This is a genomic window from Pseudomonas sp. GW821-FHT07E12, from assembly GCF_058986605.1.
This window is the reverse complement of record NZ_JBYSVX010000022.1, coordinates 19,129-32,139: the sequence shown is the minus strand read 5'-3', so window position 1 is coordinate 32,139 and position 13,011 is coordinate 19,129. Positions and strand designations below refer to the sequence as shown.

General features: G+C 66.5%; 13 protein-coding genes. 7 read left to right on the top strand and 6 right to left on the bottom strand.

Features of this window, described 5'->3' with window-relative positions; translation table 11 throughout:
• Nucleotides 1–87 precede the first annotated feature (87 nt).
• The gene (locus AC3WJE_RS13195; RefSeq protein WP_493731265.1) at nt 88–426 is read right to left on the bottom strand and encodes a P-II family nitrogen regulator; all 339 of its coding nucleotides are present in this window, start codon (nt 424–426) and stop codon (nt 88–90) included.
• Nucleotides 427–730: 304 nt separating this feature from the next.
• Between AC3WJE_RS13195 and ubiK the strand changes: the two genes are divergently transcribed.
• A complete protein-coding gene (gene ubiK / locus AC3WJE_RS13190; RefSeq protein ID WP_493731264.1) occupies nt 731–997 on the top strand; it encodes a ubiquinone biosynthesis accessory factor UbiK in 267 nt (88 codons plus the stop codon).
• 10 nt (nt 998–1,007) lie between these two features.
• Nucleotides 1,008–2,528: a YifB family Mg chelatase-like AAA ATPase gene (locus tag AC3WJE_RS13185; RefSeq protein ID WP_493731263.1), complete on the top strand. Its 1,521-nt coding sequence runs from the start codon at nt 1,008–1,010 to the stop codon at nt 2,526–2,528.
• A gap of 46 nt (nt 2,529–2,574) precedes the next feature.
• Here the strand turns inward: AC3WJE_RS13185 and AC3WJE_RS13180 are convergent, their stop codons facing one another.
• From AC3WJE_RS13180 to AC3WJE_RS13170, 3 genes are all read right to left on the bottom strand, one after another.
• Entirely contained in the window at nt 2,575–2,985 is a 411-nt protein-coding gene (locus tag AC3WJE_RS13180) for a CBS domain-containing protein (protein WP_493731262.1), read from the bottom strand.
• A 101-nt stretch (nt 2,986–3,086) separates the two neighbouring features.
• A complete protein-coding gene (locus tag AC3WJE_RS13175; protein WP_493731261.1) occupies nt 3,087–4,205 on the bottom strand; it encodes a fatty acid desaturase family protein in 1,119 nt (372 codons plus the stop codon).
• A 10-nt stretch (nt 4,206–4,215) separates the two neighbouring features.
• Nucleotides 4,216–5,295, bottom strand: a complete 1,080-nt coding sequence (locus AC3WJE_RS13170) for a ferredoxin reductase (protein WP_493731260.1) — start codon at nt 5,293–5,295, stop codon at nt 4,216–4,218.
• Between the two features lie 92 nt (nt 5,296–5,387).
• Between AC3WJE_RS13170 and fabR the strand changes: the two genes are divergently transcribed.
• Nucleotides 5,388–6,074 carry an HTH-type transcriptional repressor FabR gene (gene fabR / locus AC3WJE_RS13165; RefSeq protein WP_493731259.1) on the top strand — a complete coding sequence of 229 codons (687 nt, stop codon included), beginning with the start codon at nt 5,388–5,390 and terminating at the stop codon, nt 6,072–6,074.
• A gap of 65 nt (nt 6,075–6,139) precedes the next feature.
• On the opposite strand, the gene AC3WJE_RS13160 is transcribed toward fabR, so the two are convergent.
• Entirely contained in the window at nt 6,140–7,177 is a 1,038-nt protein-coding gene (locus AC3WJE_RS13160; RefSeq protein ID WP_493731258.1) for a LacI family DNA-binding transcriptional regulator, read from the bottom strand.
• Nucleotides 7,178–7,267: 90 nt separating this feature from the next.
• Entirely contained in the window at nt 7,268–10,009 is a 2,742-nt protein-coding gene (locus AC3WJE_RS13155; protein ID WP_493731257.1) for a TonB-dependent receptor, read from the bottom strand.
• A 222-nt stretch (nt 10,010–10,231) separates the two neighbouring features.
• Between AC3WJE_RS13155 and AC3WJE_RS13150 the strand changes: the two genes are divergently transcribed.
• The 4 genes from AC3WJE_RS13150 (at nt 10,232) to AC3WJE_RS13135 (ending at nt 12,938) form a co-directional block, all read left to right on the top strand.
• Entirely contained in the window at nt 10,232–11,686 is a 1,455-nt protein-coding gene (locus AC3WJE_RS13150) for a glycoside hydrolase family 30 protein (protein ID WP_493731256.1), read from the top strand.
• A 157-nt stretch (nt 11,687–11,843) separates the two neighbouring features.
• The gene (locus AC3WJE_RS13145) at nt 11,844–12,125 is read left to right on the top strand and encodes a hypothetical protein (protein ID WP_493731255.1); all 282 of its coding nucleotides are present in this window, start codon (nt 11,844–11,846) and stop codon (nt 12,123–12,125) included.
• Between the two features lie 34 nt (nt 12,126–12,159).
• Nucleotides 12,160–12,384, top strand: a complete 225-nt coding sequence (locus AC3WJE_RS13140; protein ID WP_493731254.1) for a hypothetical protein — start codon at nt 12,160–12,162, stop codon at nt 12,382–12,384.
• 74 nt (nt 12,385–12,458) lie between these two features.
• Nucleotides 12,459–12,938, top strand: coding sequence for an Mpo1 family 2-hydroxy fatty acid dioxygenase (locus AC3WJE_RS13135; RefSeq protein ID WP_493731253.1), 480 nt, complete (start codon nt 12,459–12,461; stop codon nt 12,936–12,938).
• The last annotated feature ends 73 nt before the right edge of the window (nt 12,939–13,011 follow it).

The window sequence follows — 13,011 nt, the reverse complement described above, 5'->3', positions numbered from 1 at the left end:
CCCCCCCCCCCCCCCCCCCCCCCCCCCCCCCCCCCCCCCCCCCCCCCCCCCCCCCCCCCCCCCCGCTCCTACCAACAGCAATCCAGCTCAAAGCGCGTCAGCGTCCAACTCACCGGTACGAATACGCACCACCGTGTTGAGGTCGTAGACGAACACCTTGCCATCACCGATCTTGCCGGTGCCGGCCGCACGGACGATGGCCTCGATCACCGCATCGACCTGCTCATCGGTCACGGCCACCTCGATCTTCACCTTCGGCAGGAAATCCACCACGTACTCCGCGCCGCGATACAGCTCGGTGTGGCCCTTCTGCCGGCCGAAGCCCTTGACCTCGGTCACGGTGATGCCCGCCACGCCGCAGCCGGCCAGCGCCTCGCGCACGTCGTCCAGTTTGAACGGCTTGACGATGGCCATGATCATCTTCATCGGGATGCTCCGTATTTGAATCACCGCACATGGATACGTCGCGGCTCGAATTTCAATTCCCGTACATGAACGTACGGGCTCTCGCGAAGGGACTCACCCTATCGAATCCCCGCACAAGGGTGTGCGGGCTCTTGCGAAGGACTCGCACCACAGACTCGCCCTGCACACCCGCAGGATAACGGGTCGCCGTGCAAGTCTCATCATGCCGGCGTCCTCGGATTATCCTTACCTGCGGATGCACGACTTGCCGATGGTCCGCACAGCGGGGCCGAACTAGCCTCGCTGCAGACCCCGGAGAACCCAGATGATCGACCTCAACCACATCGACGACCTCGCCCGCCGCCTCAGCGACCTGGTGCCGCCCGGCCTGCGCCAATCGCGCGAAGAGCTGCAGAGCGCCTTCAAGGGCGCGCTGCAGGCCGGCCTGACCAAGCTCGACCTGGTCACCCGCGAGGAGTTCGAAGTACAGCGCGCGGTGCTGCTGCGCACCCGCGAGAAACTGGACGCACTGGAAAAGACCGTGGCCGCGCTGGAGGCCCGCGCCTCCGGCGACACCCCGCCCGCCGCCTGATCCCGCTGCCATGAGCCTGGCACTGGTGCACAGCCGTGCACGGGCCGGCGTGCATGCGCCGGCGGTACGGGTCGAGGTCCATCTCTCCGGCGGATTGCCGATCACCCAATTGGTCGGCCTGCCGGAAGCAGCAGTGCGCGAGTCACGTGAACGTGTGCGCGCCGCACTGCTGTGCGCGCAGTTCGATTACCCCGCGCGTCGCATCACCATCAACCTCGCCCCCGCCGACCTGCCCAAGGACGGCGGCCGCTTCGATCTGCCGATCGCGCTCGGCATCCTCGCCGCCAATGGGCAGATCGATCGCAGCGTGCTCGACGGCTACGAATTCCTCGGCGAACTCGCGCTGACCGGCGAGCTGCGTGCAGTCGATGGCGTGCTGCCCGCCGCACTGGCCGCCGCGCGTGCGGGACGCAAGCTGGTGGTGCCGACCGACAACGGCGCCGAAGCGGCGATCGCCGGCGAGGTCGAGGCCTACACCGCACGCACGCTGCTGGAAGTCTGCGCGGCGTTGAACGGACGCGGCGAACTGCCACGCGCGCAATCGCCGCACATCACGGAACCGGTGTCATCGCCGATGCCCGACCTCGCCGACGTCCGCGGCCAGCCGCACGCGCGCCGCGCATTGGAAATCGCCGCAGCCGGTGCACACCATCTGCTGCTGCTCGGCAGCCCCGGCTGCGGCAAAACCCTGCTCGCCTCGCGCCTGCCCGGCCTGCTGCCGCCCGCCGCAGAAGCCGAAGCGCTGGAAACCGCCGCGATCGCCTCAGTCAGTGGACGCGGCATCGACCTGGCTCGTTGGCGTCAGCGGCCCTATCGATCTCCGCATCACACCGCCAGCGCGGTCGCACTGGTCGGCGGCGGCGCACAACCACGACCCGGCGAGATTTCACTCGCACACAACGGCGTTCTGTTTCTGGATGAATTGCCCGAGTGGAATCGCGCCACGCTGGAAGTGCTGCGCGAGCCGCTCGAATCCGGTGTGGTGACGATTTCGCGTGCTGCACGCAGCACCGACTTCCCCGCGCGCTTCCAGCTAGTGGCCGCAATGAACCCGTGCCCGTGCGGCTGGTCCGGCGATGCCAGCGGACGCTGCCGCTGCGGCGCGGAAGCGATCCGACGCTATCGCGGCCGCATTTCCGGCCCACTGCTCGATCGCATCGACCTGCACGTGGAAGTCCCGCGCCTGCCACCGCAGGAACTGCGCACCGGTGCACCGCCCAGCGAGGACAGCGCCTGCGTGCGCCAGCGCGTCGCCGAAGCGCGCGAACGTCAACTGCAACGCGCCGGCCGCCCCAACGCGCGGCTCGACCAGGCACAGACCGATCGCGATTGTCGGCTGGTTGCGCCCGATCAGCACCTGCTGGAGCGCGCGATCGAACAACTGCAGCTGTCGGCGCGCTCGATGCACCGGATCCTGCGCGTCGCCCGCACCATCGCCGATCTCGCCGGCAGCGAGAACATCGCCACCGCGCACCTGACCGAAGCGATCGGCTATCGCCGGCTGGATCGGGCACTTCCCGGGGCCGCGTGAACCGGCGACCGCCAGGTCAGCAGTCGCCGGAACCGGATCTCATCTGTCAGTGAGGCCGAGCAACGCCGCGCGCGACCACCTCGCAGGCTTCGTCCTCGCTGTGCGCCATGTTCGACAGCGAGACGATCCCCACCAGTTGCTTGTCGCGACTGACCACCGGCAAGCGCCGGATTTCCAGCGAGGCCATGTTCTCGGCGACGTCATCCACGTCGTCGTCCTCGTAGCAGTACTTGATCGAACCGGACATCGCCTCGCGCACGCGGCTGTTGGCATCGCCACCATCGGCCAGCGCGCGGATCACGATGTCGCGATCGGTCAACATGCCGACCAGCCGGTCGTGCTCACGGACCGGCAGGCTACCGATGTCCTTCTGCCGCATCAGCATCGCCGCCTCGCGCAGCGTTTGCTCCGGGCCGATCACGGCCACATCCCGGCTCATCACGTCTTTGATTATCATGGCGGCTACCCGCTCGACTCAGGGACCACGGACGCTAGCCCCGCCATGATTTGGTCGGCGTGAACCTCTCGGGGCCGACGCCTTCACACCGTTCTATCGCCTCACCCAGCCTGGGTCGCCACCGACGTCGCCACGCGCCGCGGCCGGCTCGGGAATGCGTGGCGCAGGATCCGCCATACCACCTGGCCGAACTGGCTCGGCAACGAGCCGGTGTTGTAGTGCTGGCCGTAGCGGCCGCAGATGGCCTTCACTTCCACCGCCAGCTGCGCGTAGCGGTTGGCCGGGATGTCCGGGTAGAAGTGGTGCTCGATCTGGTGGCTCAGGTTGCCCGACAGCACGTTGATCAGCCAGCCACCGGTGAGGTTGGACGAGCCGCGCAGCTGGCGCAGGTACCAGTGGCCGCGCGATTCGTTGCGCAGGCATTCCTTCGGGAACGTCTCGGCGTCGGCGGTGAAGTGACCACAGAAGATGATCACGTAGGTCCACACGTTGCGCATGCCGTTGGCGACCAGGTTGCCCAGCAGCACCGGCAGGAAGAACGGGCCGGCCAGCGCGGGGAACAGCAGGTAATCCTTGAACAACTGCCGGCCCATCTTGGCGCCGACCGGGCGGAACTCGCGCCATAGCTGGCGGTGGCTCATCTTGCCCTTGATCCAGCGGCCCAGGCGCAGGTCCTGGATCGCCACGCCCCACTGGAACAGCAGTGCGAACACCGGCGCGATCAGCGGCTGCAGCAGGTAGAACGGACGCCAGCGCTGTTCGGGGAAAATCCGCAGCAGGCCGTAGCCGATGTCATCGTCCATGCCACGCACGTTGGTATAGGTGTGGTGGCGGAAGTTGTGGGTTTTGCGCCAGTTGTCGGCGGTGGCGACGATGTCCCACTCGTAGGTGTTGCCGTCCAGGCGCGAGTCGCCCATCCAGTCGAACTGGCCGTGCATCACGTTGTGGCCCAGCTCCATGTTCTCCAGGATCTTCGACAGCGCCAGCAGCAGCACGCCGCCGATCCAGGCCGGCACCAGCACGGTGTGCACGAACGCGCCGAGGAACAGCAGCGCGCGCCCGAGCAGGCCGGCCCAGCGCACCGCCGCGGCGACGCGACGGATGTAGCGGGCGTCACTCTCGCCAACCTCGGCCAATGCGCGCGCGCGCAGCGCGTCCAGCTCCTCGCCGAAGGTGTGCAGTTCGGCCGGTGACAGAACGCGATTGTGGACACGGCTCATGCGGAGTTCCTCAAAGATCCAGGATCAGGTCGGTGCTCGGTGCGTTGACGCACAGGCGCACGGGGACAGCGGGTTCGTCGCTGCGCTCGCCGGTCAGCACGTGACGGGTGGCGCCGGACTGGCGGCCGCAGGAGCAGCTGTTGCAGATGCCCATGCGGCAACCGTGCTTGGGCCGCAGGCCCTGGGCTTCGAGCCCTTCCAGCAGCGACATTCCGCGCGGGAGACGCAGGCGGCGACCACTGCGGGCCAGATGGACCTCGACTTCGCCTTCTTCGCCAGCCACCGGGGGTTCCGGCGTGAAGGCCTCGGCCTGGAAGCGGGCCACCTGCCCATCCAGATGCGCGCGCGCGGCAGCGACAAAACCCGCCGGGCCGCACGCCATCACATGCCGGGATGCCAGATCGGCCACGCCATCGAGCGGGTACGCATCGATGCGCGGCGCCGGAGCCTGCGGATCGCGCGTGGCCAGCAGATGCAGTTGCAGGCGCGGATGCTGCTGCGCCAGCGCCTGCAGTTCATCGGCGAAGCAGAACTCTTCGCGGGTGCGTGCCCAGTACAGCAGCGCGACATCCACCGGCATGCCGCGCGCGGCCAGTTCACGCAGCAGCGCACGCATCGGGGTGATGCCGCTGCCGGCGGCGAGCAGCAACAACGGCGCGGGCGACGGCGGCAGCACCATCTCGCCGAAGGCGGCTTCCAGCGTGAACACCTCGCCCGGCGTGGCGCGCTCGACCAGATAACGGCTGACCCGGCCGCCCTCGACCGCCTTCACGGTGATCGCGACATGGCGCGCGTCCAGCCGCGTCGGGCTGTAGCTGCGCAGCAGGCGGCGGCCCTCGATCTCCACGCCGAGATTGACGTGCTGACCGGCGCGCATGCCTTGCCAGTGACGGTTGGTCCGCAGCACCAGCGTCGCCGCGCCATGACCGGCCGGCTGACGCTCGACCAACCGCGCCAGCGGCCGCTCCAACGACCACAGCGGGTTGATCTGGCCGGCCCAGAAGTCGAACAACTTGGGCGAAAGCCAGCGCTGCAGCCCTCCGGGACGGCGGGAAGCGGGGGCGGAGGTCGAAGTGGAGGCAGGATCCATGAGGCTCACTATACGTGTGCATGCACACTTGTGTATACAACTGTATATTCATTGCCGCAGGTATGATTCAGCCAGCTTCCCGTGACCTGCCCATGACTTCGACCGTGCTGACCACCTCCGATGACACCGCTCCGCACCGCCGGACGGTCACGCGTGAGGATTTGCTGGCGGCCGCGCTCAAACTGATCGGCCCGCACCGCAGCCTGTCCACGCTGAGCCTGCGCGAGGTCGCGCGCGAGGCCGGGATCGCGCCGAACAGCTTCTATCGGCAGTTCCGCGACATGGACGAGCTGGCGGTGGCGCTGATCGATCTGGCCGGCCGCTCGCTGCGCACGATCATCGGCCAGGCGCGCCGGCGCGCGACCTCGACCGACCGCAGCGTGGTGCGGGTGTCGATGGAGACCTTCATCGAACAGCTGCGCGCCGACGACAAGCTGCTGCACGTGCTGCTGCGCGAGGGCGCGGTCGGCTCGGATGCGTTCAAGCACGCGGTCGAACACGAGCTGAGCTATTTCGAGGAAGAGCTGCAGCACGATCTGGTGCGACTGGCCGCTGCCGACGGCGCGGTGCTGCATGAGCCGGCGCTGGTGTCCAAGGCGATCACCCGGCTGGTGTTCGCGATGGGCGCCACCGCGATGGACCTGCCACCGGAACGCGACCCGGAGCTGATCGAGCAGATCTCGACAATGCTGCGGATGATCATCGTCGGTGCGCGGGCGATTGGCGGGGCCGAGGCCGCAGCCGCAGGCGGCTCCGCTGCGACGTCGCCGTCCTCGTGAAGCCCCACGCGGCCAAGGCCTGAAGCCACGCAGAGCCGCTTCTACGATCGATCATCCCGCCGCTGCTATCGCGGCACCTGCCCCACCGACCCACGCAGGCACATCGAGTACGGCATCCGTACCATCGCGCCCGCGCCGGGTGTGCGGATCGACTTGATCAGTTCGGCCGTCACCACCTTGCCCATGTCACGTGCAGGCTGATGGATCGTGGTGAGCGGCGGGAATACCTGCCGCGATACCGGCATGTCGTCGAAACCACAGATCGAGATGTCCTGCGGGATGCGCAGGCCGCGAGCCTGCACCACGCTGAACACGCCGGTGGCCATGTCGTCGTTGGCAGCGAAGATCGCGGTCGGTGGATCGGGCAGCTCCAGCAACTGTTGCGCGGCACGCACACCGGAGTCGAACGAAAACTCGCCCGGCACCACCAGCGCCGGATCGAACGGCAACCCATGCTCGGCCAACGCGTCGCGATGACCGTCCAGCCGCCAGTCACTGGCACCGTGCGCGGTATGCCCCTGGATGTGGCCGATACGGCGGTGTCCGTGCCCGATCAGCAGGGTGACGATCTCGCGCACGGCGTGGCGCTCGTCGAGCGTGACGCCGATGTTGTTGTCGCAGTCCCTCGGCGAGACGCAGGAGAACGCGATACCGGCTTCGCGCAATGCATCGAGCAGTTCATCGCTGTCGGTCAGCGGCGGGGTCAGGATCAAGCCATCGAGCTTGGAGAACGCGACCAGCGCCTTCACCGCCTGCACGAAATCCGGCCGCCGGAACGACACCGGCTGCACCAGCATGCCGTAGTGCAACTCCTCGCAGGCCTCGACCACACCACCGATCAGTTCCATCAGGTAGTTCGCCGACGGGTTGTCGTAGACGAAACCGACCAGGTACGAGCGCTTGCCGGCCAGCCGCCGCGCCGATGGGTCCGGCCGGTAGTTCATCTGCCGCGCGACCTCGTTGACGCGCTCGCGGATGTGCGAGCGCACCCCGGGCTCGCCGTTGAGCACGCGCGATACCGTCTTCATGGACACATCCGCCGCGCGCGCCACATCCTCGATTCTTACCCGCACATCCCGCTCCCTGGTCTTTCCGCCAAGCATACCGACAGCCGGCCCGGCATTCGTGGACGCCGGCACCGGCGGATGGATCGTGCGGTGGCCGGTACGTGACGGACGTACCGGCCGCCATGCTCACAACTCGTAGCGGAAACCGAGCAGGTACTGGCGACCGTACTCGGTGTATTCCTCGGGCAGGAAGATCTTGCTGCCGGTCGAATCGCTGACCACGGTACGGAACGGCTCGTTGGTCAGGTTGTTGACCTGGAACAGCACCGACAGGCCCTTCAAGCGGCCGCTCTCCGGAAAGTCGTAACTCAGCTGCAGATCGGTGACGCGTTCGCTCAGCGTATTGCGATAGGTGCGCTGACCGAACAGCGAGCCGTACTCGCCACGATAGGCGTCACGATAACGCTGACTGACACGCGCGCCGAAGCCATGCTTCTCGTAGAACAGCGTGGCGTTGGCGACCACCTTGGACAGTCCGGGAATCGTGTCGGTACCGACGGAATCGTCGTTGGGATCCGGGTCGATCGACGATTCAGTGTAGGAGCCGTTGACCTGCAGGCCGAAACCGCTCAACGCCTCGTTGAACAGATCGCCGGTGAGTGTCACCGCCGCTTCCACGCCGCGCATGTAGCCGCCGGTGCCGTTGGCCCAGGTGCTGAAGGTGCCGATGTTGGAGACCGGCGTGATGCCGTTGTCGTTGTAGCCGGTGAAATCCCAGCGCAGGTTCTGGCGATAGATGTAGGTCTCCAGATCCTTGTAGAACAACGCCAGGCTGACATAGCTGGCTGAGCCGAAATACTTCTCCAGCGACAGGTCCACCGAGTTGGCGCGGTATGGCTGCAGTTTCGGATTGCCGCCGCTGCCGTTCCACTCGCGCGTGGTCTGGCTGACGCTGGCGCTGGCATCGGCACTGAGATAGTTGATCGGCGGACGCATCAGCTGCTTGGCCGCACCGAGGCGCGCCATCCAGCCATCGCCGAAGTCGAATACCAGGTTCAGGCTTGGCAGCGCGTCGTGGTAGGTGATCCCCAACGTCTGCGCGCCCACGATTGCGCCACCGTTGGCATTGAAGCCGGTCGAGGACTGGTCGGTGGTGATGTACTGCAGGCCAGCGTTGCCGCGCACGCGGATGCGCTCGGTCAGGTCCATGTCGATGTTGGCGCGCATGTAGTACGTGTTGACGTGCTCGTCGACAACATAGTCCTTGCGCAGATCGTCATTGCTTTCCGACAGCGTGACGTCGTAGTAGCGGCCCAGCAGCGCGCGCGGATCGAAACTGAGCACATCGCCGATGCCGACGAAGCCCAGCGAGGTCGGCGAGTACAGCAGCGATGGATCGACCAGGCTCGGTGTGCCATCGATCAGATCGGCGAAGTACACATCGGCGCGCTTGTCCTTGCTGCGCCGGTTGATGTTCACGCCCAGGTCGAAACTGCGTACGAATGCAGTATCGACGTCGTAGTTGACCTCGAAGCGGCCGGCCTTGATCTCGTCCTTCTGCCAGGAGTTCTCCAGGCGGCCGTCATGCCCCCAGTTCTGTGGATCCCACAGATACACCGCATCCGGATCGGCCATGTCCGGCAGCGTGTAGCGGCCGTAACCGGCGCTGATCGGCACGTCGAACACGATGTCCTGCTGGCCGAGCAGGCCGGCGTAGGTCTCCAGCTGTGACTGCCGGCGTTTGGCGCTGGAATAGTTCAGGTCCAGCGTCGCCGTCCACGGATCCCGGCGGAAGGTGTTGGTCCAGCCGATCGAGAGCAGCTTGTCCTCGCGTGTGTTGTTGTCGTTGCGGATCACCGGCTGGGTGCCGGTCAACGTGCCCTGGGTGATCACCGGCACGCCGTTCTTGTCGGTGGTGGTGATGTTCTCGTAGCCCACCTGCCCGCCGGCGGCGTTGGTGAACCACGGGTCGTTGGACCACATCACCCCGTGCATCACCTCATCCTGGGTGAACTTGGACCAGTACACGTCGAGAACGCTGTGGAAATGCTCGTTCGGCTTGAACTCGAACGTGCCCATCACACCATCACGGGTCAGGTCGTGCGACTTCACCCACGCTTCCGAACCCTGCAATGCCACATCACCGGCCGGCTTGCCCGGCTGCGTCGCGCCCCACACGTTGGTGTCGCCCCACCACCATTCCTTGTAGTGCTTCTCCTGGAATGGCGAATTCAACCGCGCCACGCCGAGCGCGATGCCGATGGTGTCGTCGGCGAACTGGTCCACGTACGAGGCACTGGCGCGATAGCCCTTGGCATCACCGTCACTGCTGAGGTCACCCAGCGAGTTCCTCTCGGCCTGACCGCCGAACACGAGGCGGCGCTCGCCCAGATCGAGCGGACGGATCGTCTTCAGGTCCACGGTGCCGGACAGGCCCTGCCCGATCACCGCCGCGTCGGCGGTCTTGTAGACGGTCACCGCATTGATCAACTCGGCCGGGAACTGATCGAACTCCACGCCGCGGCTGTCGCCGGTGCTGACCTGCTCGCGGCCGTTGAGCGTGGTGCCGACGAACTGCTCGGACATGCCGCGGATCTGGATCACCTGCGAGCGGCCATCCACGCGCTGGGTGGCGATGCCGGGCAGGCGTGCGATCGAATCGGCGATCGATACATCCGGCAGCTTGCCGAGGTCCTCGGCCGAGATCGCCTCCACGATCAGCGAGGACTCGCTCTTGGTGTCGATCGCCTTCTCGATCGCATGGCGGATGCCGGTGACCTTGACTGTCTCCAGCGTGGATACGTCCTGCTGCGGCTGCGCGTCCTGGGCCTGGACGGCCGTGGCGGACAACACCAGACAGCAGGCCAATGCGAGTCGTGTTCTGCACGGGCACGGCCATGCGGCCGCGCGCGGATGCGACGTCTTCATGAGCTCCCTCCAGCTCGTTGTTGACAGCGCTGTCTTAGCGATGCCTCATGCCAGTGTCAACACAATCAGACATCGATCGACACATTCCCTGCGGGCGTTGGCTTTCGTCTTTGTGGCGAGAAGGAAAACGCATCGGGTTTCCGCGCCGCAGCACGGCAACTGCGCAGGAATGTGCTTTCTTCCGATGCCGACACGACGCTTCGACCCGGGAGGAAACGCACGATGCGATATCCGACACTGCGGCGCTTGTGCGGCCCGCTGCTGGCCGCGTTGCCGATCCTCGGACTGGCCGGTCCGCTGTACGCATCCGAGCCGGTGCAGGGTTGGCTGACTACTGCCGACGGCCGGCACAAGCTCGATCCGATCACGTTGTCCGCAACACGGGACGAGGCGGCGCCCACGACGCACATCGCGATCGACACCGAGCAACACCGTCAGCGCATGGTCGGCTTCGGTGCTTCGCTCACCGACGCTTCGGCATGGCTGCTGCAGACCCGGCTCACGCCCGACGCACGCCAGGCGCTGCTGCGCGAGCTGTTCGGGCGCGACGATGGCGGATTGGGCCTGAGCTTCTCGCGGCTGACCATCGGCGCCTCGGACTTCTCGCGCCATCACTACAGCCTGGACGATCCGCCGGACGGCAAGCCGGATCCGCAGTTGCGGCACTTCAGCATCGCGCCCAACCGCGACGACGTGATTCCGGTCGCGCGCGCGATGCTGGCGATCAATCCGCAGTTGCAGATCATGGCCTCGCCGTGGAGCGCGCCAGCGTGGATGAAGGACAACCGCAGCCTGATCCAGGGCACGCTCGATCCGCGCTACTACGATGCGTTCGCGCGCTACCTGCTGCGTTACGTCGATGCCTACCGCGACGAGGGCATCCCGATCTTCGCGCTGACCGTGCAGAACGAGCCGGACTTCGAGCCCACGAACTATCCCGGCATGCGCTTGAACGCACCGGCGCGGGCGCGCTTCATCGGCGAGCACCTCGGCCCGCTGCTGGCCGCGCGCGAGCACGCGCCGTTGCTGTTCGACTGGGACCACAACTGGGACAAACCGGAAGAACCGCTGGCGGTGTTGCGCGACCCCAAAGCCGGTCGCCATATCGACGCGGTGGCCTGGCATTGCTACGCGGGCGAACCGTCGGCACAGACGCCGGTGCATGACGCGTTCCCGGACAAGGACGCCTACATGACCGAGTGCTCCGGCGGCACCTGGGAGCCGATCCGCAGCGGCGGGCTGACCCTGATCGCGCGCCGCATGCTGATCGAACCGGTGCGCAACTGGGCACGCGGCGTGCTGTTCTGGAACCTGGCGCTGGACGAGAACCGCGGCCCGCACGCCGGTGGCTGTGACACCTGCCACGGCGTGGTCACGATCGACAGCCGCGACGGCACGGTGACACGCAACGACGAGTACTACGTATTGGGGCACGCCAGCCGCTTCGTGCGCCCGGGCGCGTGGCGGATCGACTCCAGCGAGGGCGGCGACGGGATCGCCAACGTCGCCTTTCTCAATCCGGACGATGGTTCGCGGGTGCTGCTGCTCACCAATCAGGCCATGCAACCCCGACGCATCGAGGTCGAGGAAGGTCGCAATCGGTTCGCCTACTCCATGCCCGCCCGCAGCGTGGCGACCTTCGTCTGGCGCGAGGGCACCGACCCGGACCCGCAGTGAGCCTGCGATCGCGGCGGGCAAACCCATCGCCTCACATTGAAGCCCATTCACCTGCGAAACGCCCGCGCACCCACGATCACCGCTCGTTTACATGACCTTACATCCGTGCCGCTACGCTTGCGGATCACCGCCCACGACCTCAAAGGAGGCCAAGGCCATGAACCGTGACCCGGCCGTCATCGACGTGCAGGCCGAAATCGCTCACTGGCAGGCGCGTCACGCACAGGGACGCCTCGACATCGGCAAGTTCAGCGAACTTTCGCCCGTGGTGAAGATGGCCTGCGATATCTACCTGCAGGCCCCCCATTCGAGCGAACCGGAACGGCTGACACTGTTCCGCCGCCGTATCGAGCGCCATTTCATTTCCTCCAGCACCCAGGAGAACTACGAGCAGCTCGCCAGCGATTGTTGGCAGCGGCTCGGCCGATGCAGTGCCTGACACTGCCCTTCAACCACCAAAGGACAGGACCGTCATGAAGACGCATTACGAAGTTCAACAGGAGCTGGCGCGACTGGAGCGACTGGTACCGCACATCATCAGCGACCAGAGCGAGCGTGCCGAGGAGATTCTCAGCTTCCACATCGCCGGGCTGCTGCACAGCGCGGCGCCGGACCAGCATCCGCTGATCCACACCCGTACCGCGGCACTGGTGCAATGTTGCCGCGCCGCAACCGATGGCACGCTCGCCGCGCCCTGAGCCGTATCCGGCCTGACAAACGCCGGCGGGCGCTGCAAGCGGTATCCTCTGCCCAGTTCCTGGGAGGGAAACACATGCAGACCACCGACGCGCGCCCGATCGAACGCTACTTTTCCAGCTATTCCGGCGACCACCTCAACACCACCAACCAGTCGATCCACGTGATCGCGGTGCCGGCCATCCTGTGGTCGGTGGTGGCGCTGCTGTGGTGCATCCCGGTCGGCGGCACCTGGTTCCGCAGCGGCTTGTGGGCGGCGCTGGCGATGTTCGCGGCCTGGATGTTCTACAACCGCCTCTCGCACCGGCTCGGGCTGGGCATGCTGGCGGGGTTCTTCTTCTGCGGTTGCCTGTGCCGGCTGCTGGAGGCGCAACTCGGCATCGGCGGCCTGCTGAGTACCGCCGTCGGCGTGTTCGTGATCGCGTGGATCGCGCAGTTCTATGGCCATCACCTCGAGGGTCGCCGGCCGAGCTTCCTCACCGATCTGACCTACCTGCTGATCGGCCCGATCTGGGTGTTGGCCAAGCTCTATCGTAAGCTGGGTTGGCGCTATTGATTCGCCGGTAGAGCCGAGCTTGCTCGGCTGGGGCTGTATCGGGAAGGCTTCAGCCGAGCAAGCTCGGCTCTAC